Raw genomic sequence first — 21,659 nt, 5'->3', positions numbered from 1 at the left:
AAGTGATAACTTTAGGTGTTGATGGATAGTTGTTGCGATGTGAACATCTTAATTGGGGCTGTGGGAAAGCCATTAAGAAAACACAACTTTTATATTACATGATAGGAGACCAAATCGCAAGTATAATTTAAGCATTTTACTCATCAAATTTAATCTTTTTTGTATTCAAGATCCCAGAGCATTAAACCGCAACTAACTGCAGTAGGTCCTGCAGCAGAACGATTGCATGCAGCAATCATATTCGGCACATCAGAGGCTTTCCGTTTGCCCTCTCCGATCTCCAGCAACGTCCCGACAATAATACGCACCATATGTTGCAAAAAGCCGTTACCACTCACATAAATGTGAATGACACCTTGATCGCGAGGATGGTCCCTGCACATTGAACGGTCCACTTCTATCCATGCTTCGTATACCGAACGTACATGATTCTCTTTCTGAGACTTGCGTGAAGCAAAGGAAGTAAAGTCATATGTGCCTATGAAATGACGCAGGCCCTCCTCCATAGCAGTGATGTCCAGCTTGGCATGATGATGATGCTGCAGTCTTCTGTTAAAGACATCCGGGAATTGGTTTGCATTGACCGTATATCGATAGGTTTTCTTTTTCGCCGCATAACGAGAATGAAAATCTAGCGGTACCTCCATTGCATCAATAACAACAATGTCAGATGGCAATCTGGAGTTGAGTGCAATACACCAACGTTCCACTGGAATCTGGGACGCTGTAGGAAAATTGAAGATTTGTCTGCGGGCATGAACGCCTGCATCTGTTCGGCCTGAACCCGTGATTTTCACCGTCTCACCAGTCAACGCACGAATGGCATCCTCAAGGTGGTCCTGAATGGTGTTACCTCCTGGCTGTACTTGAAAGCCGTAGTAGGCCGTGCCATCGTAAGTTACCGTCATACATAAGTTGCGCATATTACCACACCTTTGTTCCATACTATACATAAGCCTATCCCGAACAGCAAAAGAAGCCCCTTACGGAGCTTCATTTACAGCACGAATTCCGGAATGAAGAGAAAAAAAGGGTTTACCCAGAATCTTGGACTCTGTCCCCTTTCCTCATCTCACATCTGTATTACGCGCGGTCTACCAGTTCCAAGTAAACCATAGGCGCTGCGTCACCACGACGAGGTCCCAGTTTCAGGATACGTGTGTATCCGCCTGGACGCTCAGCGTAACGACCGGACAATTCGCTAAACAGTTTTTGGATTGCATCTTGCTCACCATCGATAGTTTCGCGGCGAACATATGCTGCCACTTGGCGACGGGCATGAAGATCTCCCTTTTTCGCTTTAGTGATCAGTTTTTCAGCAATAGAGCGAACCTCTTTTGCTTTCGCTTCAGTTGTCTGAATGCGCTCGTATAAGAACAGGTCGGTTACCAGGTCACGGAACAAAGCTTTACGTGCGCTGGAATTACGGCCCAACTTTTGGTATGCCATTGTTTTCCCTCCTTCACTTCAAGCACTCAGCTGTCTATTCTTCTGTACGTAATCCCAAACCAAGTTCCTCAAGCTTCTCTTGAACTTCTTCCAAAGACTTGCGTCCGAGGTTACGGACTTTCATCATGTCTTCTTCCGTTTTCGTAGTCAGCTCTTGTACGGTATTAATACCAGCACGTTTGAGGCAGTTGTAGGAACGAACAGAGAGATCCAGCTCTTCGATCGTCATTTCGAGTACTTTTTCTTTTTTGTCTTCTTCTTTTTCAACCATGATCTCTGCATCCTTCGCTTCGTCTGTAAGACCCACGAAGAGCATCAGATGCTCGGTCAAAATTTTAGCGCCAAGGCTTACAGCCTCTTCAGGACGAATACTTCCGTCAGTCCAAACTTCCAACGTGAGCTTGTCATAGTTGGTTACTTGGCCTACACGCGTATTTTCCACAGCGTAGTTAACGCGGCTGATCGGGGTGAAGATGGAATCGACAGGGATGACGCCGATCGGCTGGTCATCGCGTTTATTCCGATCTGCCTGGACGTAGCCGCGACCGCGATTGGCAAAAATACGCATGTGAAGTCTCGAACCTGGTCCAAGCGTAGCAATGTGAAGATCCGGGTTAAGGATTTCCACATCGGAATCAGCACGAATGTCTCCAGCCGTGATTGCTCCTTCGCCTTCAGCATCAATCTCGAGCACTTTCTCCTCGTCAGAATGAATTTTGAGCGACAAAGCTTTCAGGTTAAGGATAATCTCTGTAACGTCTTCCATTACGCCAGGAACTGTAGCAAATTCATGCAGAACGCCATCGATTTGAACCGAAGACACTGCCGCACCCGGCAGTGATGAGAGCAGGATTCGGCGAAGCGAGTTTCCAAGCGTCGTACCGTATCCGCGCTCCAGCGGTTCTACTACGAATTTCCCATAGGTGCCATCATCGTTGACGTCTACCGTCTCAATTTTCGGCTTTTCGATTTCTATCACTGCAATACCCCTCCTTCAAAACGTCGGTCCTTTATGAAACATTTACCTTCTCTTGCGAAAACATGTAGTAGTATGCCTAAACAACCATTATTAGCAGATTGTGCCGGAAGTATACCACACGCAGGGGCAAATCTCATTAGACACGACGACGTTTTGGAGGACGGCATCCGTTATGCGGGACTGGAGTTACGTCTTTGATCAGGTTAACTTCAAGACCAGCAGCTTGCAAAGAGCGGATCGCTGCTTCACGGCCTGCGCCTGGTCCTTTAACCATAACCTCAACGGATTTCATCCCATGCTCCATTGCAGCTTTGGCAGCAGCTTCAGCAGCCATTTGTGCAGCAAACGGAGTCGATTTACGGGAACCTCTGTACCCGAGGCCGCCGGAGCTTGCCCACGAAATTGCATTTCCGTGAGGATCCGTAATAGTAACGATAGTGTTATTGAAAGTGGAACGGATATGTGCCACGCCAGATTCAATATTTTTACGGTCACGACGTTTAGTACGTACGACTTTTTTCGGTTTAGCCATTTTCTCTTATCCCCCCTTATTATTTCTTCTTGTTTGCTACAGTACGACGAGGACCTTTACGAGTACGAGCATTCGTTTTCGTACGTTGTCCACGAACAGGCAGACCACGACGATGACGAACTCCACGGTAACAACCGATCTCCGTCAAACGTTTAATATTCAAAGAGATTTCACGACGCAGGTCACCTTCTACTTTGACCTCTTTGTCGATACTTTCACGCAATTTGCTGACTTCATCTTCCGTCAAATCGCGAACACGAGTGTCCGGATTGATGCCTGTAGAGCTCAGAATTTTCTGGGAAGTCGTTTTACCGATTCCGAAAATATAAGTTAAGGCGATCTCAACGCGCTTATCACGTGGCAAATCCACACCAGCTATACGTGCCATTTTACGCTACACCCCCTTCATTAACCTTGTTTTTGTTTGTGTTTTGGATTTTCACAGATAACCATTACATTCCCTTTGCGGCGAATGACTTTGCATTTTTCGCAAATCGGCTTGACCGAAGGTCTTACCTTCATGTGAATTACCTCCTCAAAGTTCTGCTTAGCAAAACCCTCTTCGTAAGCATTGACCTCGTTCTACTATTGTAAAACCGGCTTCGAAGCTTTCGCAAGTTTTGCCGGGCAAAACCCGCTTCATAAGCTTCACAGTTCATTGCAACTGTCTACTACTATTTACGGTAAGTTATACGACCTTTTGTTAGATCATAAGGCGATAACTGAACAACTACTTTGTCTCCAGTCAGGATACGGATGAAGTGCATCCGCAATTTTCCGGAAACGTGAGCGAGAATTTGATGACCATTCTCAAGCTCAACCTTGAACGTTGCATTCGGCAGTGGTTCAAGAACCGTGCCTTCCACTTCAATGACATCTTCCTTGGCCATTAGTCAGTCTCCTTTCTCTTCAGCTTGAATGTTGGTGGATTCCAGAAACGAATGAACCGCATAGCGGAGCTTTCCGTTTGTCACCCGACCACTCTCGTTTAAACTGTTTACAACCTCGCTGCTAATCATCGGTTGAAGTTCAAGATGAAGAACATTCTTCTTCTTGGGTTGGTCAAACTTACGTTTGTCTCCATCCGCGATATATACGAACCTATTGTCTACTATAGCAACAATTACTGCGGCTTGGTCCGCATTGCGGCCTTTACGGATCTTCACAAGTTGACCGAGCTGCGGATTCGACGGATTGTTCATGCCTAATCACCTACGCATTCAGTTTTGTGAAAATTTCCATACCTTCAGGTGTAACTGCTACGGTGTGTTCAAAGTGGGCACATAACGATCCATCAGCTGTAACGACAGTCCAGTTATCTTCCAACGTTTTCACATACCGTCTGCCTGCGTTAACCATTGGCTCAATAGCCAGCACCATACCAGCCTTTAGCCTTGGTCCACGATCAGGAAGACCATAGTTCGGAATCGATGGTTCTTCGTGCAGATTCGCTCCAATGCCGTGACCGACATATTCACGAACGACGGAAAACCCTTCATCTTCGATATATTTCTGAATTGCATGAGATATTGTAAACAAGCGAACGTCTGGTTTTACCAGCGCTAGTCCTGCGTATAATGAAGCCTCGGTAACGTCCAGAAGACGACGAGCTTCTTCTGAAATACGACCGACTGGATAGGTCCAGGCAGAATCTCCATGATACCCTTGGTACTGCGCGCCAATGTCAAACGTAACGATATCGCCCTCGTTCAACTTGCGTTTGCCGGGAAATCCATGTACCAACTCTTCATTCACTGAAGCGCACACACTGGCAGGGAAACCGTTATAACCTTTGAAAGACGGCACAGCTCCTTGACTGCGGATAAATTGATCAGCCATATGGTCAAGTTCACCAGTCGTAATACCAGGAACAATGTGCTCTGCCAAAAGACGATGCGTTTCTGCAACAATTCTCCCAGCTTCCCTCATCAAACCCAGTTCCGTTTCGGACTTACCAATGATCATCAATTAACCTCTCAACAAGGACACGATTTCTTGAGAAACTTGATCGATATCCTGTTCTCCGTCGATTTGACGAAGAAGGCCTTTAGTTTCGTAGAACGTGAGGAGTGGTGCTGTTTTGTTGATATATTCGTCCAAACGAGTGCCTACGCTCTCTTCGTTATCATCAGAGCGCTGGTACAACTCGCCGCCGCATTTATCACAGATACCATCCTGCTTCGGTGGATTAAATACGACATGATAAGTCGAACCACAGTTTTTACAAATACGACGCCCCGTCAAACGAGCGAGCAATTTGTTGCGATCCACTTTCAGGTTGATCACATGATCAAGACCTGAGTTCAGTCGTTCCAGGATGCCATCCAGTGCTTCTGCCTGAGACAGAGTTCTTGGAAATCCATCCAAGAGGAATCCTTCTCTGCAGTCCGACTGTTGCAAACGTTCTTCAACGATGCCGATGGTTACATCATCTGGTACAAGTAATCCTTGATCCATATATTCCTTGGCTTTCAGGCCAATGGGAGTTCCCTGTTTAATCGCAAGGCGAAATGCATCGCCTGTTGAAATATGGGGAATACCGAACTCTTTCACAATGACGTCTGCTTGCGTACCTTTTCCTGCCCCCGGAGGGCCCATGAATAGGATGTTCACGTTATGTCACTCCCTCCAAGACTACCCTACATCAACAAACAGCACAATAGGTGCCGGCAAGTAAATCTTTACTCAACCGGAACCTATTGCCTATTTATTGATAAAACCTTTGTAGTGGCGTTTGATCAATTGGCTTTCGATTTGCTTCATCGTATCCAGCGCAACACCGATAACGATCAGGAGGGAAGTTCCTCCAATTTGCGCTGATTGAGGCAAACCAGAAAGTGCCCCTAAGAATACAGGCAGAACGGAAATGACTGCCAAGAAGATGGCTCCGGCCATTGTCAAACGAGTCATGACACGGGTCAGATATTTCTCGGTTGCTTTACCTGGGCGAATACCCGGAATGTAACCGCCGTTCTTTTTCATATTATCAGCCATCTGCTGTGGATTCATCTGTACAAAAGTATAGAAGAATGTGAATCCGAAGATCATCACGACATACAGCACCATACCAAGTGGTTTGTGTGTAGTCAAGTTTTGACCGATCCACTGTGCCCAACCATGATTAGCCCAGAAGTTGGCAATAATCGTTGGGAACATCAACAGCGATGATGCGAAGATGACAGGGATAACACCAGCTGCATTAATCTTCAGCGGGATATGTGTATTCTGTCCACCGTACATTTTGTTTCCTACGACACGTTTTGCGTACTGAACAGGAATCTTCCGAATCGCCTGTTGAATGTAAATGACCCCGATGATAATCAGCACGATGACAATCGCGATGATTACACCTTTAAGGATGTTCATGAACAATTGATCAGGTTGGATGAAGTCGGACTCGATCGTTTGTTTGATAATGTTAGGCACTGTTGACAGGATACCCGCAAAGATCAAAATCGAGATTCCGTTTCCGATGCCTTTCTCGGTGATCTGCTCACCAAGCCACATCAGGAATGACGTACCGGCCGTAAGTACAATCGCGATCAAGATATAATCAGCAAACGTAGCATTAGGGATCATGTCTGTATTGTACAAGCGGTTAAATCCGATCGACGTACCAAACGCTTGAATCAATGCCAGCCCGATCGTTAAATAACGAGTCAGTTGTGCCGATTTCTTCTTACCTTGTTCACCTTGCTTTGCCCACTCCGCTAATTTAGGAATAACGTCCATGGAAAGCAACTGTACTATGATAGACGCAGTGATGTAAGGAACGATCCCGAGTGCAAATATCGAGAACTGGAACAGTGCTCCACCCGAGAACGTATTGAGAAGTCCAAAAACTTCTTTACCCGCAGAATTTGTCGCTTCGAACACATCTTTGTTAACACCTGGAACGGGAACAAAGGAGCCGATGCGGTAAATGATCAGTACAAAAAGGGTAAATAATACCCTTTTGCGCAGATCCTCAACCCGCCAGATATTCTTTAGGGTCTTGAACATTAAATCACCTCGGTTGTACCGCCGGCAGCTTCAATTTTCTCTACCGCAGATTGAGAAAACTTGTTAGCTTTAACAGTCAGCTTCACAGTGACTTCACCGTTACCCAGGACTTTGATTCCGGATTTAGCGTTTTTAACAACGCCGCTCGTCATCAAGAATTCTGGAGTTACTTCAGTACCCGCAGGCAAACTATTCAGGTCTTCGATATTAACAACTGCATATTCTTTGCGAGTTGGGTTTACGAAACCGCGTTTTGGCAAGCGACGATACAATGGATTTTGTCCACCTTCGAAGCCTGGACGAACACCACCGCCCGAACGAGCGTTTTGTCCTTTATGACCGCGACCTGATGTTTTACCTGTACCACTACTTGGACCGCGACCAACACGTTTGCGTTCTTTACGCGATCCAGGAGATGGTGAGAGCTCATGTAACTTCATCGTTCGTTGCACCTCCTTAAAGATTTGTGGGTGTATACCCGTTTATTAAGCTTCTACTTCTTTGACAGCTACCAAGTGACTTACTTTGTTAATCATACCACGGATGGCAGGATTATCGTTTTGGATCACTTTGCTGTTGATTTTGCGCAATCCCAATGTTTTCACAGTTGTTCTTTGCGTCTCCGGACGTCCGATCAAGCTACGGACGAGGGTAATTTCTAATTTAGCCATGAGAATTCCCTCCTAACCCAGAAGCTCTTCGACGGATTTTCCGCGCAGTTTAGCCACGTCTTCAGCACGCTTCAAACGGGACAAACCTTCCAAAGTCGCATTGACCATGTTCATGGAATTCGAAGAACCCAGAGATTTTGTCAAAATGTCACCTACACCAGCAAGTTCGAGAACCGCACGTACAGGACCACCAGCGATAACACCAGTACCTTCAGATGCTGGTTTCAACAGAACGCGTCCTGCGCCGAACTTACCTGTTACCAAGTGAGGAATCGAAGTTCCTACGAGTGGAACGTGTACAAGGTTTTTCTTAGCATCTTCAATACCTTTGCGAATTGCATCAGGTACTTCGCCCGCTTTACCGATACCCGCTCCAACCCAGCCGTTGCCGTCGCCGACTACAACCAGTGCGCTAAAGCTGAAACGGCGTCCGCCTTTTACTACTTTAGCTACGCGATTAATGTTTACTACTCTTTCAGACAGTTCCAAAGTATTCGGATCTACACGCAAGTCGTTAACCTCCTTTTGAAAAATATCTTAAAACTCAAGTCCTGCTTCACGCGCCGCTTCAGCCAAGGCTGCAATACGACCATGATACAGATATCCGCTACGGTCAAATACGATATTGGAAACACCTTTATCTTTTGCACGTTTAGCAACGAGTTCGCCAACTTTACGAGCAGATTCAACAGATGCACCATTTTTGATGTCAGTGCTCAATTCTTTGTCTACAGTAGACGCGGAAGCGATTGTTACACCAGCTACATCATCGATGATTTGAGCGTACATATGTTTACCAGAACGGAAAACGTTCAAACGAGGACGTGCAGCCGTTCCTTGGATTTTCTTACGAACACGAAGGTGTCTTTTCAGACGAGCCTTGTTTTTATCTGGTTTCGTAATCATCTCAGGGATTCACTCCTTTCAGGTTACCTCGCTGGCTTCATAACAGAAGCCACGGGGTATATTAGAAACAAACGAAGCAAGCAAGCCGAAAGCCGCGAAAAGGCGGTAAGAGAAATCTTATTTCTTCTTACCGGCTTTACCTTCCTTACGGATGATACGCTCGCCTTCATATTTAATACCTTTACCTTTGTACGGCTCAGGTTCACGAACGGAACGAATTTTAGCAGCGTAAGCACCTACGCGCTCTTTATCGATACCGCGAACAATGATTTTCGTATTCGAAGGTACTTCGAATTCGATTCCCGCTTCCGGTGTAATTTCAACCGGGTGAGAGTAACCAACGTTCAGAACGATTTTATCTCCGGATTTGCTTGCACGATATCCGACCCCAACCAACTCCAGAGATTTAGCGAATCCTTCAGTTACGCCACTTACCATGTTGCTGACAACGCTACGCGTTGTGCCATGCAAAGAACGGTGAGTTTTGTTATCGGAAGGACGCACAACTGTAATTTCGTTGTTTTCAACTGTAACCTTCATGTCTTTGTGAAGTTCACGAGTCAAAGTTCCTTTAGGTCCTTTTACCGTGATAACGGTATTGTCCAAAGTGATGTCTACACCACTTGGTACTGTAATTGGTTTGCGACCAATACGAGACATATGTTGCACCTCCTATCTTGTGACGTTATATTACCAAACGTAGCAGACGACTTCTCCGCCGGATTTCGATTGACGAGCTTCTTTATCCGTCATAACACCTTTGGATGTCGAGATAATCGCGATTCCAAGGCCGCCAAGTACACGAGGTACTTCATTGCTTTTCGTGTAAACACGAAGACCTGGTTTACTGATTCTTTTCAGACCAGTGATAACACGCTCGTTATTTTGACCGTATTTCAAGAAAACACGGATAATCCCTTGTTTGTTATCTTCGATAAATTCAGCGTCACGGATGAAACCTTCACGCTTCAGGATATCGGCGATTTGTTTTTTCATTGTCGAAGCAGGCATTTCTACCGTTTCGTGACGAACAGTGTTCGCGTTACGAATACGAGTAAGCATATCTGCAATTGGATCAGACATAGTCATTGTGAGTTAACCTCCTTCCCGTTCAGGACTTTTTACCAGCTTGCTTTTTTCACGCCAGGGATCTGGCCTTTATAAGCTAATTCACGGAAGCAAATTCTGCAAATTTTGAACTTTTGCAGTACCGAATGTGGACGACCGCAACGCTCACAGCGTGTATAAGCACGTACTTTAAACTTTGGTGTACGTTGTTGTTTAACTTTCATCGAAGTTTTTGCCACTTTAGCCTGACACCTCCTAAATAATTTCGGAGAAAAGGGAGTCTTTCCAGACACCCGGAACGTTTATGCCAACATTATTTAACGAAAGGCATTCCCAGTTGCGTAAGCAATTCGCGGGACTCTTCGTCTGTTTTCGCCGTTGTTACGATGACAATATCCATACCGCGGACTTTGTCTACTTTATCATACTCGATCTCTGGGAAGATCAATTGCTCTTTCAGACCCAGAGTGTAGTTACCACGACCATCGAACGCTTTGCTCGATACACCGCGGAAGTCACGTACACGTGGAAGTGTAACGTTGAACAATTTATCGAGGAAGTAATACATACGCTCACCGCGCAATGTTACTTTCACACCGATAGGCATGTTCTCACGCAGTTTGAAACCTGCGATTGATTTTTTCGCACGAGTGATTACAGGTTTTTGACCTGCGATCAGTTGCAAATCGTTTACTGCGGAATCCAACACTTTCGAGTTTTGGACAGCGTCGCCCACACCCATGTTGATAACGATTTTCTCGATTTTCGGCACTTGCATTACCGTTGTATAGTTAAACTTCTGCATCAAAGCAGGAGCGATTTCTTGCAGGTAACGTTCTTTCATTCTTGATGCCATGAATCATAGCCCTCCTTTCTCATTCGGTTCAATTAGTCGATAATTTCTCCGGAACGTTTTGCAACGCGCACTTTCTTACCGTTATCCAACACTTTGTAACCAACACGGGTTACTTTTCCGCTCTTTGGATCGATGTGCATCACGTTGGAAACGTGAATCGGAGCTTCCTTCTCGATAATGCCGCCTTGCGGGTTTTGCTGGTTAGGCTTCTGGTGTTTTTTCACCATGTTAACACCTTCCACAAGGACGCGGTTTTCACGAGGATAAGCAGCGATGACACGGCCTTTTTTACCTTTGTCTTTACCGCTGATCACCATAACCGTATCTTCCTTTTTAACGTGAAGTTTGTTGTTATGGGATTCCAGAACTTTTTTCACTCTTGGCATTTCGTACACCTCCTGTTTCTAAACATCACGAGCTTAATCTATTAGATAACCTCTGGGGCCAAGGAAACGATTTTCATGAAATCTTTCTCGCGAAGTTCACGAGCAACAGGTCCGAAAATACGTGTTCCACGCGGGCTTCTGTCGTCTTTTACAACAACAGCTGCATTTTCATCAAAACCGATGTAGGAACCGTCTTTACGACGTACAGAACGTTTAGTACGAACGACAACCGCTCTAACTACATCACCTTTTTTGACAACGCCGCCTGGTGTTGCTTGTTTTACAGAACAAACGATCAGATCACCGATTTGAGCTGTACGACGTCCCGTACCGCCGAGTACGCGGATACACATCAGTTCCTTCGCACCGGAGTTGTCGGCTACAGTCAAACGTGTAAATGGTTGAATCATTTAGTATTCCTCCTTCCAGCTATGCTGATCATGCAATTAGATGATAACCGCTTTTTCAACGACTTCAGTAAGTCTCCAGCGTTTATCTTTCGAAAGCGGACGAGTCTCCATGATTTTCACCGTGTCACCGATTTTCGCAGTGTTTTCTTCGTCATGCGCTTTGAACTTTTTAGTAACTTTAATGCGTTTATGATACAATTTGTGGTTTTTGTAGGTTTCTACAGCAACAACAATCGTTTTGTCCATTTTATCACTGACAACTTTACCAGTTTGAACTTTACGTGCATTACGCTCTTCGCTCATTGTTGGCCTCCTTCCTGATTACAGACGGAATGTACATCCGACCTCTAATTAACCGATTCCCAGTTCTCTTTCACGGATGATGGTTTTAGCACGAGCTATTTCTTTCCGCACATCACGGATTCGAGTCGGGTTATCCAGCTGACCGGTAGCGAGTTGAAAGCGGAGATTAAAGAGTTCTTCTTTAAATCCGGCAATCTTTTGCTCGATTTCAGCAGAGGTTAGGTTGCGAAATTCACTAGCTTTCATTTGCTTCACCACCCAATTCTTCACGTTTCACGAACTTCGTTTTGATTGGCAGTTTGTGAGCGGCAAGACGCATCGCTTCGCGAGCAATATCCTCCGGTACACCAGCAAGTTCAAACATGATCTTACCTGGTTTCACTACTGCAACCCATTTTTCTACGTTACCTTTACCGCTACCCATCCGAACCTCGAGAGGCTTTTGAGTGATTGGTTTGTCAGGGAAAATTTTGATCCAGACTTTACCACCACGTTTGATGTAACGAGTCATCGCAATACGAGCCGCTTCGATCTGACGGTTCGTAATCCAAGCCGGTTCCGTAGCTTGCAGACCGTATTCGCCAAAGTTCAGCGTAGTTCCGCCTTTTGCTTGGCCTTTCATATGTCCACGTTGTTGCTTACGGTGTTTTACACGTTTTGGTACCAACATGATTAGTTGCCTCCTTCCTTAGCAGCTTGTTTCTTAGCCGTAGGAAGAACCTCTCCACGATAGATCCATACTTTTACGCCGATACGTCCGTAAGTAGTATGAGCCTCTGCAGTACCATAGTCAATGTCAGCACGCAGTGTGTGCAGTGGAACAGTTCCTTCGCTGTAGCCTTCAGAACGTGCAATCTCAGCACCGCCAAGACGTCCGCCTACTTGAGTTTTAATACCTTTAGCACCGGAGCGCATAGTTCTTTGAATAGCTTGTTTCAGAGCACGACGGAAAGAAACACGACGTTCCAATTGTTGTGCAATGCTTTCTGCTACCAGGATCGCGTCCAGGTCTTGGTTCTTAATTTCAGAAATATTGATGTGTACTTTTTTACCGCCAGCAATTTTCGTAATTTGGTTACGAAGATTCTCAACTTCAGATCCACCTTTACCGATTACCATACCTGGTTTCGCTGTGTGAATCGTTACGTTTACGCGGTTAGCCGCTCTCTCAATCTCAACACGAGACATAGCGGAGTCTTTCAATTTATTTTTCAGGAATTCACGAATTTTCACGTCTTCCATCAAAAGATCGCCGAAGTCTTTGCCTGCATACCACTTAGATTCCCAGTCACGGATAACTCCGACACGAAGTCCGACTGGATTTACCTTTTGGCCCACACGTTTTCCCTCCTTCTACTTTTCAGATACCACCAAAGTAATGTGGCTAGTACGTTTGTTAATACGACTTGCACGTCCCATTGCACGAGGGCGGAAACGTTTCATCGTTGGTCCTTGGTTTACGTAAGCTTGCGAGATCACCAAGTTATTAACATCCAAAGAATAATTGTGTTCCGCATTCGCAATAGCGGAGTTAAGCAACTTCTCAACAACTGGAGAAGCGGATTTCGGAGTGTGACGGAGAATGGCAACCGCCTCACCTACTTGCTTGCCGCGAATCAAGTCAACAACGAGTTGAACTTTACGAGGAGCAATCCGGATAAACTTAGCATGTGCTTTTGCTTCCATTGTGTAACCTCCTCTCAAACATTAGAGATGTTCATTTATCTTCTTGTTTTCTTGTCATCATCAGTATGGCCTTTGTACGTACGGGTTGGAGCGAACTCACCCAGTTTGTGTCCGACCATGTCCTCAGTTACATACACTGGCACGTGTTTACGACCGTCGTAAACGCCAAATGTGTGTCCGATGAATTGTGGGAAAATTGTAGAGCGACGGGACCAGGTTTTGATAACGTTCTTCTTGCCTGATGCTTCCATCTCTTCTACCTTCTTGAGCATGTAGCCATCAATGAATGGCCCTTTTTTCAAACTGCGACTCATGTGGAGATCCTCCCTTCAAACATAGCTTTTATGCATCCGTAGATGCCTCACGAAGTTATGCACAGTGTGTATTACTTCGTGCGGCGACGGATGATGTATTTATCAGAAGCTTTATTTTTCTTACGCGTTTTGAAACCAAGAGTAGGTTTACCCCATGGTGACATTGGCGATTTACGTCCGATTGGAGCACGACCTTCACCACCACCGTGAGGGTGATCGTTAGGGTTCATTACCACACCACGAACCTCAGGACGTTGTCCCAACCAACGGCTACGACCGGCTTTACCGATTTTGATAAGCTCGTGGTCTTGGTTACCAACGGATCCGATTGTTGCGCGGCAAACTTTCAAAATACGACGAACTTCTCCGGAAGAGAGACGAACAGAAACGTATTTTTCTTCTTTACCAAGCAATTGAGCTTCTGTACCAGCAGCACGGACCAATTGTCCGCCTTTACCTGGTTTCAACTCGATGTTGTGGATAACGGTACCTACTGGAATGTTTTCAAGCGGCAGTGCGTTACCAATTTTAATGTCTGCGTCAGGACCAGAGAATACTTGATCTCCAACTTTCAGACCTTTAGGTGCGATGATGTAACGTTTCTCACCATCAGCATAGTGAATCAATGCAATGTTGGAAGTACGGTTCGGGTCATACTCAATTGTAGCAACGCGGCCCGGTATTCCATCTTTAGTACGTTTGAAGTCGATGATACGGTATTTACGTTTGTGTCCACCACCGTGGTGACGAACTGTAATTTTACCTTGGTTGTTGCGGCCTGCTTGTTTGCTCAGCGGGGCCAACAACGATTTCTCCGGCTTATCTGTTGTAATTTCCTCAAATGTAGAAACGGACATGTTCCGTCTTGCCGGGGATGTTGGTTTATACTTTTTGATTGGCACTAGTTTTCCCTCCTTACTTCAAAGATTTCAATTATACAGTTTCAAAGAACTCAAGCGATTTGCTGTCTTGCGTCAGTGTTACAAACGCTTTTTTCCATTCGCTTGTATATCCGGAATAACGTCCGTACCGTTTCGGTTTAGCTGGAACACGAAGTGTGTTCACGTTTTTCACTTTCACGCCGAAAATAGCTTCTACCGCTTTTTTGATCTCGGTTTTGTTTGCGCGGATATCGACTTCAAATACATATTTCAAGTCGTTCATCATGTCAGCAGTACGTTCCGTAATAATCGGACGTTTTACAATATCACGAGGATCCTTCATTACGCGAGCACCTCCTCTACCTTCTGAACTGCTTCTTTCGTAATGATCAGTTTGTCGTGCCCAAGCACGTCAAGAACATTAATGCCGTCAGCAGCTACGAATTTCACGCCAGGAATATTCCGTGCGGAAAGAGCTACATTATCATCATAGCTAGGTGCTACGATCAAAGCTTTGCGGCCTACTTTAAGATTATTCAAGATAGCTGCAAATTCTTTAGTTTTAGGCGAGCTCAATGTCAGAGCGTCCAAAACGATAATGTCATTGTCTTGCACTTTGGATGAAAGGGCAGATTTGATCGCCAGACGGCGAACTTTCTTAGGCAGTTTGTACGCATAGCTCCGTGGAGTTGGACCAAATACGATACCGCCGCCTTTCCATTGTGGAGAACGAATCGAACCTTGACGAGCGCGACCTGTACCTTTTTGTTTCCAAGGCTTACGTCCACCGCCACGTACTTCAGAACGTCCTTTTACTTTGTGGGTACCTTGACGAAGGGAAGCGCGTTGCATAAGAACTGCATCGTACAGAACGTGTTGATTCGGCTCAATACCGAATACCGCATCATTCAGTTCAACTTCACCTACTTGGCTACCATCTACATTGTAAACTGATACTTTTGGCATTTTGTGTTCCTCCTTTCTTCAGTGGTTATTTTTTCACCGTTTCTTTGACTTTTACAAGACTGTTCTTCGGTCCAGGAATGGAACCTTTCACGAGGATCACGTTACGTTCAGCGTCTACTTTAACAACCTCAAGACGTTGGATTGTAACCGTATCATGTCCCATGTGTCCTGGCAGGCGTTTGCCTTTAGGAACGCGGTTAGCTTGGATCGAACCCATCGAACCTGGGCCACGGTGGTAACGCGAACCGTGTGACATAGGTCCAGTGCTTTGTCCCCAACGTTTGATAACGCCGGCAAAACCTTTACCCTTAGAAATACCTGTTACGTCAACGAACTCGCCTTCAGCGAAAATGTCAGCTTTCAATTCTTGGCCAACTTCATATTCCGCGATGTTGATGCCGCGAAGCTCACGAACGTAGCGCTTAGGTGCAGTATTCGCTTTTTTAGCGTGTCCTGCTTCTGGCTTGTTAGCATTTTTCTCTTTCTTATCGGAGAAACCGATTTGAACTGCTTCGTAGCCATCGTTCTCAATATCTTTCTTTTGTAAAACAACACAAGGACCTGCTTCGATAACCGTTACTGGAACTACGTTACCTTCAGCGGTAAACACTTGAGTCATTCCAAGTTTTTTTCCTAAGATACCTTTCATGTTGACACCTCTTTTCCTTTATACGTGGTCTTGTTTTGTTGCTATATATTACAATTTAATTTCGATATCTACACCGGACGGCAGATCCAAGCGCATCAAGGCATCCACAGTTTGTGGAGTCGGGTTAACGATATCGATCAAACGCTTATGAGTGCGTTGCTCGAATTGCTCCCGAGAATCCTTGTACTTGTGCACCGCACGAAGAATAGTAATGATTTGTTTTTCAGTAGGAAGCGGAATCGGACCGGATACACCTGCACCCGAACGTTTTGCTGTTTCAACGATTTTCTCCGCGGATTGATCAAGAATTCTGTGGTCGTAAGCTTTCAAACGAATACGAATTTTTTGCTTTGCCATTTTAGTCCCTCCTTCTATCGCCCAATTTTTTATCGGACATACTCCGTGAAAATTTTCTAACCACTCTCCCATGGCAAAGGGGCCGGGTGTGTCAGTAACCTCTCACATCATCGCAACGTCACAAGAACAACATTCATTATTATATAGAAAAGATGGGCATATTGCAAGCATATTTAAAAAAAACATTTAAACTGGTCTTTTCAAAAGAATTGACTCTGTTTAGTACAATGTTCTCCCCAATATCCAGGCTGCCTAACCTATCAATCTATAAGATGAATTTTGTTTATTTTAGATGACGCAGGTTCCGAAACGTTAACATAATAAAAGAGTTCTTTATCCGATGTCGGATAAAGAACTCTTCCGAAGCTTCGTTACAATACAATGTTACTCGTTACAGTACACTGTTGCTTATACTCATTTGGCAAAAGCCAAATTATTTTTGGATCGATGCTACGGAACCCGCACCAACTGTACGTCCACCTTCACGAATAGAGAACTTAGTTCCTTCTTCGATCGCGATAGGAGAAATCAGTTGAACAGTAACCGTGATGTTGTCACCAGGCATTACCATTTCAGTGCCTTCTGGCAAGTTGATGATACCCGTTACGTCAGTTGTACGGAAGTAGAACTGTGGACGGTATCCAGTGAAGAAAGGCTTGTGACGGCCACCCTCTTCTTTAGTCAAAACGTAGATTTGAGCAGTGAATTCTGTGTGTGGTTTAACAGATGCTGGTTTAGCAAGTACTTGACCACGCTCGATTTGAGTACGGTCAACACCACGCAACAATGCACCGATGTTGTCACCCGCTTGTGCGGAATCCAACAATTTACGGAACATCTCAACGCCCGTAACTACGGATTTTTTAGTTTCTTCAGTGATACCAACGATCTCGATCTCTTCGCCGACTTTAACAGTACCACGCTCTACACGACCTGTAGCAACGGTACCACGACCAGTGATGGAGAATACGTCCTCGACAGGCATCAAGAAAGGCTTGTCAGTTTGACGTTCAGGCAGTGGGATGTAAGTGTCGATTTCTTTGAACATCTCAACGATTTTTTGAGCCCACTCACCATCAGGGTTTTGCAGAGCTTCACGAGCGGATCCACGAGTGATTGGAGTGTCATCACCTGGGAACTCGTATTCGTTAAGAAGGTCGCGAACTTCCATCTCAACCAGTTCCAACAACTCTTCGTCTTCAACCATATCACATTTGTTCAAGAAAACAACAATGTAAGGTACGCCTACTTGACGGGAGAGCAAGATGTGCTCACGAGTTTGTGGCATTGGGCCGTCAGCTGCGGATACTACCAGGATAGCTCCGTCCATTTGTGCCGCGCCAGTGATCATGTTTTTAACATAGTCGGCGTGACCTGGGCAGTCTACGTGAGCGTAGTGACGAGTGTCAGTTTCATACTCAACGTGTGAAGTTGAGATTGTGATACCGCGCTCGCGCTCTTCTGGAGCTTTATCGATTTGATCAAAAGCAATTGCCGCACCACCGTAAGTTTTAGACAATACAGTTGTGATTGCAGCAGTCAGAGTTGTTTTACCATGATCGACGTGACCAATAGTACCAATGTTAACGTGTGGTTTATTACGTTCGTATTTAGCCTTTGCCATTTGAACGTGGCCTCCTTAAAATTTATAATTTTATGTTTTCACTGAATGCAGTGCTTCAAACCAGGTTTCAAGCACAAGCATTCAGTGTGAGAAAACTACTCGGTGCCTTTTGTTTTGGCAACGATCTCTTCAGCGATGCTCTTAGGGACTTCTTCATAGTGAGAGAGTTCCATGGAGAACACGCCGCGTCCTTGAGTACCGGAACGAAGAGTTGTAGAGTAACCAAACATCTCAGAGAGAGGTACCTTAGCACGGATGATTTGAGCTCCACTACGGGAATCCATACCTTCAATGCGGCCACGACGGGAATTCAACATACCCATTACGTCACCCATGTACTCTTCTGGAACAGTTACTTCTACTTTCATGATAGGCTCAAGCAGAACTGGACTACATTTGTCTTTCGCTGCTTTCAGCGCCATTGATCCGGCAATTTTAAATGCCATCTCGTTGGAATCGACATCATGGTAAGATCCGTCTACGATAGTAGCCTTAACGTCTACAAGCGGAAAGCCTGCGATAACGCCGTTTTTCATTTGCTCTTCAATCCCTGCCAGTGCAGGTTGAATGTATTCTCTTGGTACGGAACCACCGACAACCTTACTTTCGAACTGGCTGCCTGTACCCGGCTCGAGAGGTTCGAATTCAACCCATACGTGACCGTATTGGCCACGACCACCGGATTGACGTACGAATTTACCTTCAACGCGCGCTGGAGCACGGAATGTTTCGCGGTAAGCTACTTGTGGTTTACCCACAGTAGTGTCCACCTTGAACTCACGACGCATACGGTCGATGATGATATCAAGGTGAAGCTCACCCATACCCGCCAAGATTGTTTGGCCTGTTTCTTCGTCAGTATGAGCGCGAAGAGTTGGATCCTCTTCCGTCAACTTACCGAGAGCTACACCCATTTTATCTTGGTCAGCTTTGGTTTTAGGTTCAACAGCGATTTCGATTACCGGATCAGGGAAATTCATCGATTCCAGGATAACCGGGTGTTTCTCATCACATAGTGTATCACCTGTACCTGTATCTTTCAAACCAACCGCTGCTGCGATATCACCAGAGTAAACTTCAGTGATTTCTTGACGGCTGTTTGCGTGCATTTGAAGGATACGACCGATACGCTCACGTTTGTTTTTAGTTGCATTCAATACATAAGATCCGGATTGAAGTACGCCGGAATATACGCGGAAGAATGTCAATTTACCAACGTAAGGGTCAGTCATGATTTTGAAGGCCAATGCAGAGAATGGCTCTTCATCGGAAGACTTACGAACCGTTTCAGTTCCATCTTCAAGGTGTCCAGTGATAGAAGGAACATCGGTTGGAGCTGGCAAGTAATCGATAACAGCGTCCAACATCAGTTGAACACCTTTGTTACGGTATGATGAACCACAGATAACTGGGAAAATTTTAACTTCTACTACACCTTTACGGAGAGCGCCTTTGATCTCATCAACTGTGATCTCTTCGCCTTCCAGGTATTTCATTGTCAATTCTTCATCCAGCTCTGCAACGCGCTCAATGAGCTCGTTACGCAGTTCTTCAACTTGGTCTGCAAACTCTGCAGGAATTTCGGTTTCTTCAATATCTTGTCCCAGGTCATCTTTGTACATATGAGCCCGTTGTGCAACGATATCGATGATACCTTTGAAATCATTTTCAGCACCGATTGGAAGTTGAATCGCAACAGCGTTCGCTTGAAGGCGATCACGCATGTCAGATACAACGTTCAAGAAGTCAGCACCGATGATATCCATTTTGTTTACATATGCGATACGAGGTACGCCGTACTTATCAGCCTGTCTCCATACAGTTTCAGACTGAGGCTCAACGCCTTCTTTCGCACTGAATACACCTACTGCTCCGTCCAATACACGAAGGGAACGCTCAACTTCAACAGTGAAGTCAACGTGTCCCGGGGTATCAATGATATTTACGCGGTGACCTTTCCAAGCAGCGGTAGTCGCAGCGGATGTAATCGTAATTCCGCGCTCCTGCTCCTGTTCCATCCAGTCCATTGTCGCAGCGCCTTCGTGAACTTCACCGATTTTGTGCGTACGTCCTGTGTAAAACAAGATCCGCTCAGTTGTCGTGGTTTTACCCGCATCAATATGAGCCATGATCCCGATATTACGTGTATTTTTCAAGGAGAACTCTCTAGCCATGAAATGGGTCTCCCTTCAAAATTGAAGTTTATTTTTGTGAACTGAATCCTACCAACGGTAGTGAGCAAACGCTTTGTTCGCTTCAGCCATTTTGTGCGTATCTTCACGTTTTTTAACGGAAGCGCCTGTGTTGTTGGAAGCGTCGATGATCTCAGCCGCCAAACGCTCTTCCATTGTTTTCTCACCGCGGTTGCGGGAGTAGTTCACGAGCCAACGTAATCCCAAAGAAGTACGTCTCTCTGGTTTTACCTCGATTGGTACTTGGTAGTTGGAACCGCCGACACGGCGAGCTTTAACTTCCAGGACTGGCATGATATTTTTAATTGCTGCTTCAAACACTTCCATCGGGTCATTACCCGTACGTTCTTGAATCAACTTGAACGCATTATACAGAATGCTTTGAGCAACACCGCGTTTTCCGTCGAGCATGATGCGGTTGATCAAACGAGTAACCAACTTGGAGTTGTATACCGGATCTGGCAACACGTCTCTTTTCGTAACTGGACCTTTGCGTGGCATGGATATCCCCCTTTCTTTCTTGTTCAGCAGTTCCTGTACCTTCTAGACCTAAGCCAGAAGGCTTTCAGGCAATCTGCTTATCATAATTAGGCTTTTTTAGCTTTTGGACGTTTCGCGCCGTATTTAGAACGAGCTTGCATACGGTTGTTAACACCTGCAGTATCGAGAGCTCCACGAACGATGTGATAACGAACCCCTGCAAGGTCTTTTACTTTACCTCCACGGATCAATACCACACTGTGCTCTTGAAGGTTATGTCCAATTCCCGGGATATAAGCAGTTACCTCGAGACGGTTCGTCAAACGAACACGGGCATATTTACGAAGTGCAGAGTTCGGTTTACGAGGCGTCATTGTACCTACACGAGTGCAGACACCACGTTTTTGTGGGGCACTGATGTTAGTGGATTCACGTTTCAAAGCGTTGAACCCTTTTTGCAAAGCTGGTGATTTTGACTTTTCAACTTTAGCTTGACGTCCTTTACGAACCAGTTGGTTAATAGTTGGCATGTGATTGCCACCCCCTTCCTCAATTATTAATGTTTCTTTACAAACCTTTATCTAAGCCCACAGACCCAGGCGGTTCATAAAAAGACAAATGAAAAGTTTTTGCCTTAGAGAATCCTTAAATGTTCTCGGACAAAAACGTTCCTTACCGTATCATTTTACGACAGCAGCCATCGCTGCTCCCACTCCAATCCCGCACGCTTTGCCGAGATTTTTCATAGTGTCCACTTTCGTGTACTTCACATTGTGTTGTTCACACAAAGCAATGATTTTGGAAGTGAGCTGCGGATCACTATCTTCTGCGACATAGACTTCTGAAGCCATCCCTGTCTGCACTGTCCGCATGGTCTGTTTGGTACCAATCTTGACATGAGCATCTTGCAAGCCTTTTTCATTAGACATCATACATTCCTCCGAATAG

At 45.4% G+C, this 21,659-nt stretch carries 37 protein-coding genes; all 37 read right to left on the bottom strand.

Features of this window, described 5'->3' with window-relative positions:
* Positions 1-149: 149 nt before the first annotated feature.
* Positions 150-923, bottom strand: coding sequence for a tRNA pseudouridine(38-40) synthase TruA (gene truA, locus ABIE27_RS29340; RefSeq protein WP_123067259.1), 774 nt, complete (start codon positions 921-923; stop codon positions 150-152).
* A gap of 160 nt (positions 924-1,083) precedes the next feature.
* Positions 1,084-1,449 carry a 50S ribosomal protein L17 gene (gene rplQ / locus ABIE27_RS29335; RefSeq protein ID WP_017692102.1) on the bottom strand — a complete coding sequence of 122 codons (366 nt, stop codon included), beginning with the start codon at positions 1,447-1,449 and terminating at the stop codon, positions 1,084-1,086.
* 34 nt (positions 1,450-1,483) lie between these two features.
* The gene (locus tag ABIE27_RS29330; protein ID WP_024633566.1) at positions 1,484-2,428 is read right to left on the bottom strand and encodes a DNA-directed RNA polymerase subunit alpha; all 945 of its coding nucleotides are present in this window, start codon (positions 2,426-2,428) and stop codon (positions 1,484-1,486) included.
* Between the two features lie 136 nt (positions 2,429-2,564).
* The gene (rpsK, locus tag ABIE27_RS29325) at positions 2,565-2,960 is read right to left on the bottom strand and encodes a 30S ribosomal protein S11 (protein WP_123067258.1); all 396 of its coding nucleotides are present in this window, start codon (positions 2,958-2,960) and stop codon (positions 2,565-2,567) included.
* A 19-nt stretch (positions 2,961-2,979) separates the two neighbouring features.
* Positions 2,980-3,348 (bottom strand): 30S ribosomal protein S13, encoded by a 369-nt coding sequence (rpsM, locus tag ABIE27_RS29320; protein WP_095293406.1) that lies wholly within the window; start codon positions 3,346-3,348, stop codon positions 2,980-2,982.
* A gap of 20 nt (positions 3,349-3,368) precedes the next feature.
* Positions 3,369-3,482 (bottom strand): 50S ribosomal protein L36, encoded by a 114-nt coding sequence (gene rpmJ / locus ABIE27_RS29315; protein ID WP_003333770.1) that lies wholly within the window; start codon positions 3,480-3,482, stop codon positions 3,369-3,371.
* 152 nt (positions 3,483-3,634) lie between these two features.
* A complete protein-coding gene (gene infA, locus ABIE27_RS29310; RefSeq protein ID WP_017692098.1) occupies positions 3,635-3,850 on the bottom strand; it encodes a translation initiation factor IF-1 in 216 nt (71 codons plus the stop codon).
* Positions 3,851-3,853: 3 nt separating this feature from the next.
* Positions 3,854-4,162, bottom strand: a complete 309-nt coding sequence (locus ABIE27_RS29305; RefSeq protein ID WP_123067257.1) for a KOW domain-containing RNA-binding protein — start codon at positions 4,160-4,162, stop codon at positions 3,854-3,856.
* Between the two features lie 10 nt (positions 4,163-4,172).
* Complete coding sequence (gene map, locus ABIE27_RS29300; RefSeq protein ID WP_123067256.1) at positions 4,173-4,925, bottom strand: type I methionyl aminopeptidase; 753 nt, start codon at positions 4,923-4,925, stop codon at positions 4,173-4,175.
* A 3-nt stretch (positions 4,926-4,928) separates the two neighbouring features.
* Positions 4,929-5,573 carry an adenylate kinase gene (locus ABIE27_RS29295; RefSeq protein WP_090924665.1) on the bottom strand — a complete coding sequence of 215 codons (645 nt, stop codon included), beginning with the start codon at positions 5,571-5,573 and terminating at the stop codon, positions 4,929-4,931.
* A gap of 90 nt (positions 5,574-5,663) precedes the next feature.
* Positions 5,664-6,962 carry a preprotein translocase subunit SecY gene (secY, locus tag ABIE27_RS29290; RefSeq protein ID WP_090924666.1) on the bottom strand — a complete coding sequence of 433 codons (1,299 nt, stop codon included), beginning with the start codon at positions 6,960-6,962 and terminating at the stop codon, positions 5,664-5,666.
* Positions 6,962-7,402: a 50S ribosomal protein L15 gene (gene rplO, locus ABIE27_RS29285; RefSeq protein ID WP_123067255.1), complete on the bottom strand. Its 441-nt coding sequence runs from the start codon at positions 7,400-7,402 to the stop codon at positions 6,962-6,964. Before rplO ends, secY begins: the two co-directional genes overlap by 1 nt.
* A gap of 45 nt (positions 7,403-7,447) precedes the next feature.
* Positions 7,448-7,633 carry a 50S ribosomal protein L30 gene (gene rpmD, locus ABIE27_RS29280; RefSeq protein WP_090924668.1) on the bottom strand — a complete coding sequence of 62 codons (186 nt, stop codon included), beginning with the start codon at positions 7,631-7,633 and terminating at the stop codon, positions 7,448-7,450.
* Between the two features lie 12 nt (positions 7,634-7,645).
* A complete protein-coding gene (gene rpsE / locus ABIE27_RS29275; protein WP_024633574.1) occupies positions 7,646-8,143 on the bottom strand; it encodes a 30S ribosomal protein S5 in 498 nt (165 codons plus the stop codon).
* 27 nt (positions 8,144-8,170) lie between these two features.
* On the bottom strand, positions 8,171-8,539 hold the full coding sequence (gene rplR, locus ABIE27_RS29270) for a 50S ribosomal protein L18 (protein WP_017692090.1): 369 nt from the start codon (positions 8,537-8,539) through the stop codon (positions 8,171-8,173).
* Positions 8,540-8,656: 117 nt separating this feature from the next.
* The gene (rplF, locus tag ABIE27_RS29265; protein WP_090924669.1) at positions 8,657-9,199 is read right to left on the bottom strand and encodes a 50S ribosomal protein L6; all 543 of its coding nucleotides are present in this window, start codon (positions 9,197-9,199) and stop codon (positions 8,657-8,659) included.
* Positions 9,200-9,229: 30 nt separating this feature from the next.
* On the bottom strand, positions 9,230-9,628 hold the full coding sequence (rpsH, locus tag ABIE27_RS29260) for a 30S ribosomal protein S8 (protein ID WP_123067254.1): 399 nt from the start codon (positions 9,626-9,628) through the stop codon (positions 9,230-9,232).
* Positions 9,629-9,660: 32 nt separating this feature from the next.
* The gene (locus ABIE27_RS29255; RefSeq protein ID WP_013312154.1) at positions 9,661-9,846 is read right to left on the bottom strand and encodes a type Z 30S ribosomal protein S14; all 186 of its coding nucleotides are present in this window, start codon (positions 9,844-9,846) and stop codon (positions 9,661-9,663) included.
* Between the two features lie 74 nt (positions 9,847-9,920).
* The gene (gene rplE / locus ABIE27_RS29250; protein WP_111271027.1) at positions 9,921-10,463 is read right to left on the bottom strand and encodes a 50S ribosomal protein L5; all 543 of its coding nucleotides are present in this window, start codon (positions 10,461-10,463) and stop codon (positions 9,921-9,923) included.
* 32 nt (positions 10,464-10,495) lie between these two features.
* Positions 10,496-10,849 (bottom strand): 50S ribosomal protein L24, encoded by a 354-nt coding sequence (gene rplX / locus ABIE27_RS29245; RefSeq protein WP_017692086.1) that lies wholly within the window; start codon positions 10,847-10,849, stop codon positions 10,496-10,498.
* Positions 10,850-10,890: 41 nt separating this feature from the next.
* Positions 10,891-11,259: a 50S ribosomal protein L14 gene (gene rplN, locus ABIE27_RS29240; protein WP_024633579.1), complete on the bottom strand. Its 369-nt coding sequence runs from the start codon at positions 11,257-11,259 to the stop codon at positions 10,891-10,893.
* Between the two features lie 36 nt (positions 11,260-11,295).
* A complete protein-coding gene (gene rpsQ / locus ABIE27_RS29235) occupies positions 11,296-11,562 on the bottom strand; it encodes a 30S ribosomal protein S17 (RefSeq protein WP_056697701.1) in 267 nt (88 codons plus the stop codon).
* 48 nt (positions 11,563-11,610) lie between these two features.
* Entirely contained in the window at positions 11,611-11,808 is a 198-nt protein-coding gene (gene rpmC, locus ABIE27_RS29230; RefSeq protein ID WP_017692083.1) for a 50S ribosomal protein L29, read from the bottom strand.
* A complete protein-coding gene (gene rplP / locus ABIE27_RS29225) occupies positions 11,798-12,232 on the bottom strand; it encodes a 50S ribosomal protein L16 (protein ID WP_076292170.1) in 435 nt (144 codons plus the stop codon). The genes rpmC and rplP overlap by 11 nt, the downstream gene beginning before the upstream one ends.
* Positions 12,233-12,234: 2 nt before the next feature.
* A complete protein-coding gene (rpsC, locus tag ABIE27_RS29220; RefSeq protein WP_090924673.1) occupies positions 12,235-12,900 on the bottom strand; it encodes a 30S ribosomal protein S3 in 666 nt (221 codons plus the stop codon).
* A gap of 15 nt (positions 12,901-12,915) precedes the next feature.
* A complete protein-coding gene (gene rplV, locus ABIE27_RS29215) occupies positions 12,916-13,248 on the bottom strand; it encodes a 50S ribosomal protein L22 (RefSeq protein ID WP_090924674.1) in 333 nt (110 codons plus the stop codon).
* A 35-nt stretch (positions 13,249-13,283) separates the two neighbouring features.
* On the bottom strand, positions 13,284-13,562 hold the full coding sequence (gene rpsS / locus ABIE27_RS29210) for a 30S ribosomal protein S19 (protein ID WP_056697694.1): 279 nt from the start codon (positions 13,560-13,562) through the stop codon (positions 13,284-13,286).
* A gap of 71 nt (positions 13,563-13,633) precedes the next feature.
* Positions 13,634-14,464, bottom strand: a complete 831-nt coding sequence (gene rplB, locus ABIE27_RS29205) for a 50S ribosomal protein L2 (protein WP_111271026.1) — start codon at positions 14,462-14,464, stop codon at positions 13,634-13,636.
* Between the two features lie 31 nt (positions 14,465-14,495).
* Positions 14,496-14,786, bottom strand: a complete 291-nt coding sequence (gene rplW, locus ABIE27_RS29200) for a 50S ribosomal protein L23 (protein WP_090924675.1) — start codon at positions 14,784-14,786, stop codon at positions 14,496-14,498.
* Positions 14,786-15,409 (bottom strand): 50S ribosomal protein L4, encoded by a 624-nt coding sequence (rplD, locus tag ABIE27_RS29195; RefSeq protein WP_110899280.1) that lies wholly within the window; start codon positions 15,407-15,409, stop codon positions 14,786-14,788. The genes rplW and rplD overlap by 1 nt, the downstream gene beginning before the upstream one ends.
* Before the next feature lie 25 nt (positions 15,410-15,434).
* The gene (rplC, locus tag ABIE27_RS29190) at positions 15,435-16,058 is read right to left on the bottom strand and encodes a 50S ribosomal protein L3 (RefSeq protein ID WP_123067253.1); all 624 of its coding nucleotides are present in this window, start codon (positions 16,056-16,058) and stop codon (positions 15,435-15,437) included.
* A gap of 48 nt (positions 16,059-16,106) precedes the next feature.
* Entirely contained in the window at positions 16,107-16,415 is a 309-nt protein-coding gene (gene rpsJ, locus ABIE27_RS29185; RefSeq protein ID WP_017692074.1) for a 30S ribosomal protein S10, read from the bottom strand.
* A 433-nt stretch (positions 16,416-16,848) separates the two neighbouring features.
* Positions 16,849-18,039 (bottom strand): elongation factor Tu, encoded by a 1,191-nt coding sequence (gene tuf, locus ABIE27_RS29180; RefSeq protein ID WP_123067252.1) that lies wholly within the window; start codon positions 18,037-18,039, stop codon positions 16,849-16,851.
* Positions 18,040-18,134: 95 nt separating this feature from the next.
* On the bottom strand, positions 18,135-20,213 hold the full coding sequence (gene fusA, locus ABIE27_RS29175) for an elongation factor G (RefSeq protein ID WP_123067251.1): 2,079 nt from the start codon (positions 20,211-20,213) through the stop codon (positions 18,135-18,137).
* A 48-nt stretch (positions 20,214-20,261) separates the two neighbouring features.
* Positions 20,262-20,732: a 30S ribosomal protein S7 gene (gene rpsG / locus ABIE27_RS29170; protein ID WP_123067250.1), complete on the bottom strand. Its 471-nt coding sequence runs from the start codon at positions 20,730-20,732 to the stop codon at positions 20,262-20,264.
* An 86-nt stretch (positions 20,733-20,818) separates the two neighbouring features.
* Positions 20,819-21,241 carry a 30S ribosomal protein S12 gene (gene rpsL, locus ABIE27_RS29165; RefSeq protein ID WP_017692070.1) on the bottom strand — a complete coding sequence of 141 codons (423 nt, stop codon included), beginning with the start codon at positions 21,239-21,241 and terminating at the stop codon, positions 20,819-20,821.
* A 150-nt stretch (positions 21,242-21,391) separates the two neighbouring features.
* The gene (locus tag ABIE27_RS29160; RefSeq protein WP_090924680.1) at positions 21,392-21,640 is read right to left on the bottom strand and encodes a ribosomal L7Ae/L30e/S12e/Gadd45 family protein; all 249 of its coding nucleotides are present in this window, start codon (positions 21,638-21,640) and stop codon (positions 21,392-21,394) included.
* Positions 21,641-21,659 lie beyond the last annotated feature (19 nt).

It is taken from the genome of Paenibacillus sp. 4624, from assembly GCF_050435065.1.
Lineage (GTDB): Bacteria > Bacillota > Bacilli > Paenibacillales > Paenibacillaceae > Paenibacillus > Paenibacillus amylolyticus_D.
This window is presented reverse-complemented; position numbering and strand designations above follow the sequence as displayed.

Bases quoted from the DNA above. Each gene is read 5' to 3' on its own strand.
- rplE (WP_111271027.1), bottom strand. From the start codon at position 10,463: ATGGCATCAAGAATGAAAGAACGTTACCTGCAAGAAATCGCTCCTGCT.
- rpmC (WP_017692083.1), bottom strand. From the start codon at position 11,808: ATGAAAGCTAGTGAATTTCGCAACCTAACCTCTGCTGAAATCGAGCAA.
- rpsG (WP_123067250.1), bottom strand. From the start codon at position 20,732: ATGCCACGCAAAGGTCCAGTTACGAAAAGAGACGTGTTGCCAGATCCG.
- rpmJ (WP_003333770.1), bottom strand. From the start codon at position 3,482: ATGAAGGTAAGACCTTCGGTCAAGCCGATTTGCGAAAAATGCAAAGTC.
- rplP (WP_076292170.1), bottom strand. From the start codon at position 12,232: ATGTTGGTACCAAAACGTGTAAAACACCGTAAGCAACAACGTGGACAT.
- rplV (WP_090924674.1), bottom strand. From the start codon at position 13,248: ATGGAAGCAAAAGCACATGCTAAGTTTATCCGGATTGCTCCTCGTAAA.
- rplD (WP_110899280.1), bottom strand. From the start codon at position 15,409: ATGCCAAAAGTATCAGTTTACAATGTAGATGGTAGCCAAGTAGGTGAA.
- tuf (WP_123067252.1), bottom strand. From the start codon at position 18,039: ATGGCAAAGGCTAAATACGAACGTAATAAACCACACGTTAACATTGGT.
- truA (WP_123067259.1), bottom strand. From the start codon at position 923: ATGCGCAACTTATGTATGACGGTAACTTACGATGGCACGGCCTACTAC.
- rpsJ (WP_017692074.1), bottom strand. From the start codon at position 16,415: ATGGCAAAGCAAAAAATTCGTATTCGTTTGAAAGCTTACGACCACAGA.
- rpsQ (WP_056697701.1), bottom strand. From the start codon at position 11,562: ATGAGCGAAGAGCGTAATGCACGTAAAGTTCAAACTGGTAAAGTTGTC.
- map (WP_123067256.1), bottom strand. From the start codon at position 4,925: ATGATCATTGGTAAGTCCGAAACGGAACTGGGTTTGATGAGGGAAGCT.
- rplF (WP_090924669.1), bottom strand. From the start codon at position 9,199: ATGTCTCGTATTGGTCGCAAACCAATTACAGTACCAAGTGGTGTAGAC.
- fusA (WP_123067251.1), bottom strand. From the start codon at position 20,213: ATGGCTAGAGAGTTCTCCTTGAAAAATACACGTAATATCGGGATCATG.
- rplN (WP_024633579.1), bottom strand. From the start codon at position 11,259: ATGATTCAACCATTTACACGTTTGACTGTAGCCGACAACTCCGGTGCG.
- rpsS (WP_056697694.1), bottom strand. From the start codon at position 13,562: ATGAGTCGCAGTTTGAAAAAAGGGCCATTCATTGATGGCTACATGCTC.
- rplQ (WP_017692102.1), bottom strand. From the start codon at position 1,449: ATGGCATACCAAAAGTTGGGCCGTAATTCCAGCGCACGTAAAGCTTTG.
- ABIE27_RS29305 (WP_123067257.1), bottom strand. From the start codon at position 4,162: ATGAACAATCCGTCGAATCCGCAGCTCGGTCAACTTGTGAAGATCCGT.
- rplW (WP_090924675.1), bottom strand. From the start codon at position 14,786: ATGAAGGATCCTCGTGATATTGTAAAACGTCCGATTATTACGGAACGT.
- rplO (WP_123067255.1), bottom strand. From the start codon at position 7,402: ATGAAGTTACATGAGCTCTCACCATCTCCTGGATCGCGTAAAGAACGC.
- rpsK (WP_123067258.1), bottom strand. From the start codon at position 2,960: ATGGCTAAACCGAAAAAAGTCGTACGTACTAAACGTCGTGACCGTAAA.
- rplC (WP_123067253.1), bottom strand. From the start codon at position 16,058: ATGAAAGGTATCTTAGGAAAAAAACTTGGAATGACTCAAGTGTTTACC.
- infA (WP_017692098.1), bottom strand. From the start codon at position 3,850: ATGGCCAAGGAAGATGTCATTGAAGTGGAAGGCACGGTTCTTGAACCA.
- rpmD (WP_090924668.1), bottom strand. From the start codon at position 7,633: ATGGCTAAATTAGAAATTACCCTCGTCCGTAGCTTGATCGGACGTCCG.
- secY (WP_090924666.1), bottom strand. From the start codon at position 6,962: ATGTTCAAGACCCTAAAGAATATCTGGCGGGTTGAGGATCTGCGCAAA.
- rplR (WP_017692090.1), bottom strand. From the start codon at position 8,539: ATGATTACGAAACCAGATAAAAACAAGGCTCGTCTGAAAAGACACCTT.
- rpsM (WP_095293406.1), bottom strand. From the start codon at position 3,348: ATGGCACGTATAGCTGGTGTGGATTTGCCACGTGATAAGCGCGTTGAG.
- rpsH (WP_123067254.1), bottom strand. From the start codon at position 9,628: ATGACTATGTCTGATCCAATTGCAGATATGCTTACTCGTATTCGTAAC.
- rpsL (WP_017692070.1), bottom strand. From the start codon at position 21,241: ATGCCAACTATTAACCAACTGGTTCGTAAAGGACGTCAAGCTAAAGTT.
- rplX (WP_017692086.1), bottom strand. From the start codon at position 10,849: ATGCCAAGAGTGAAAAAAGTTCTGGAATCCCATAACAACAAACTTCAC.
- ABIE27_RS29160 (WP_090924680.1), bottom strand. From the start codon at position 21,640: ATGTCTAATGAAAAAGGCTTGCAAGATGCTCATGTCAAGATTGGTACC.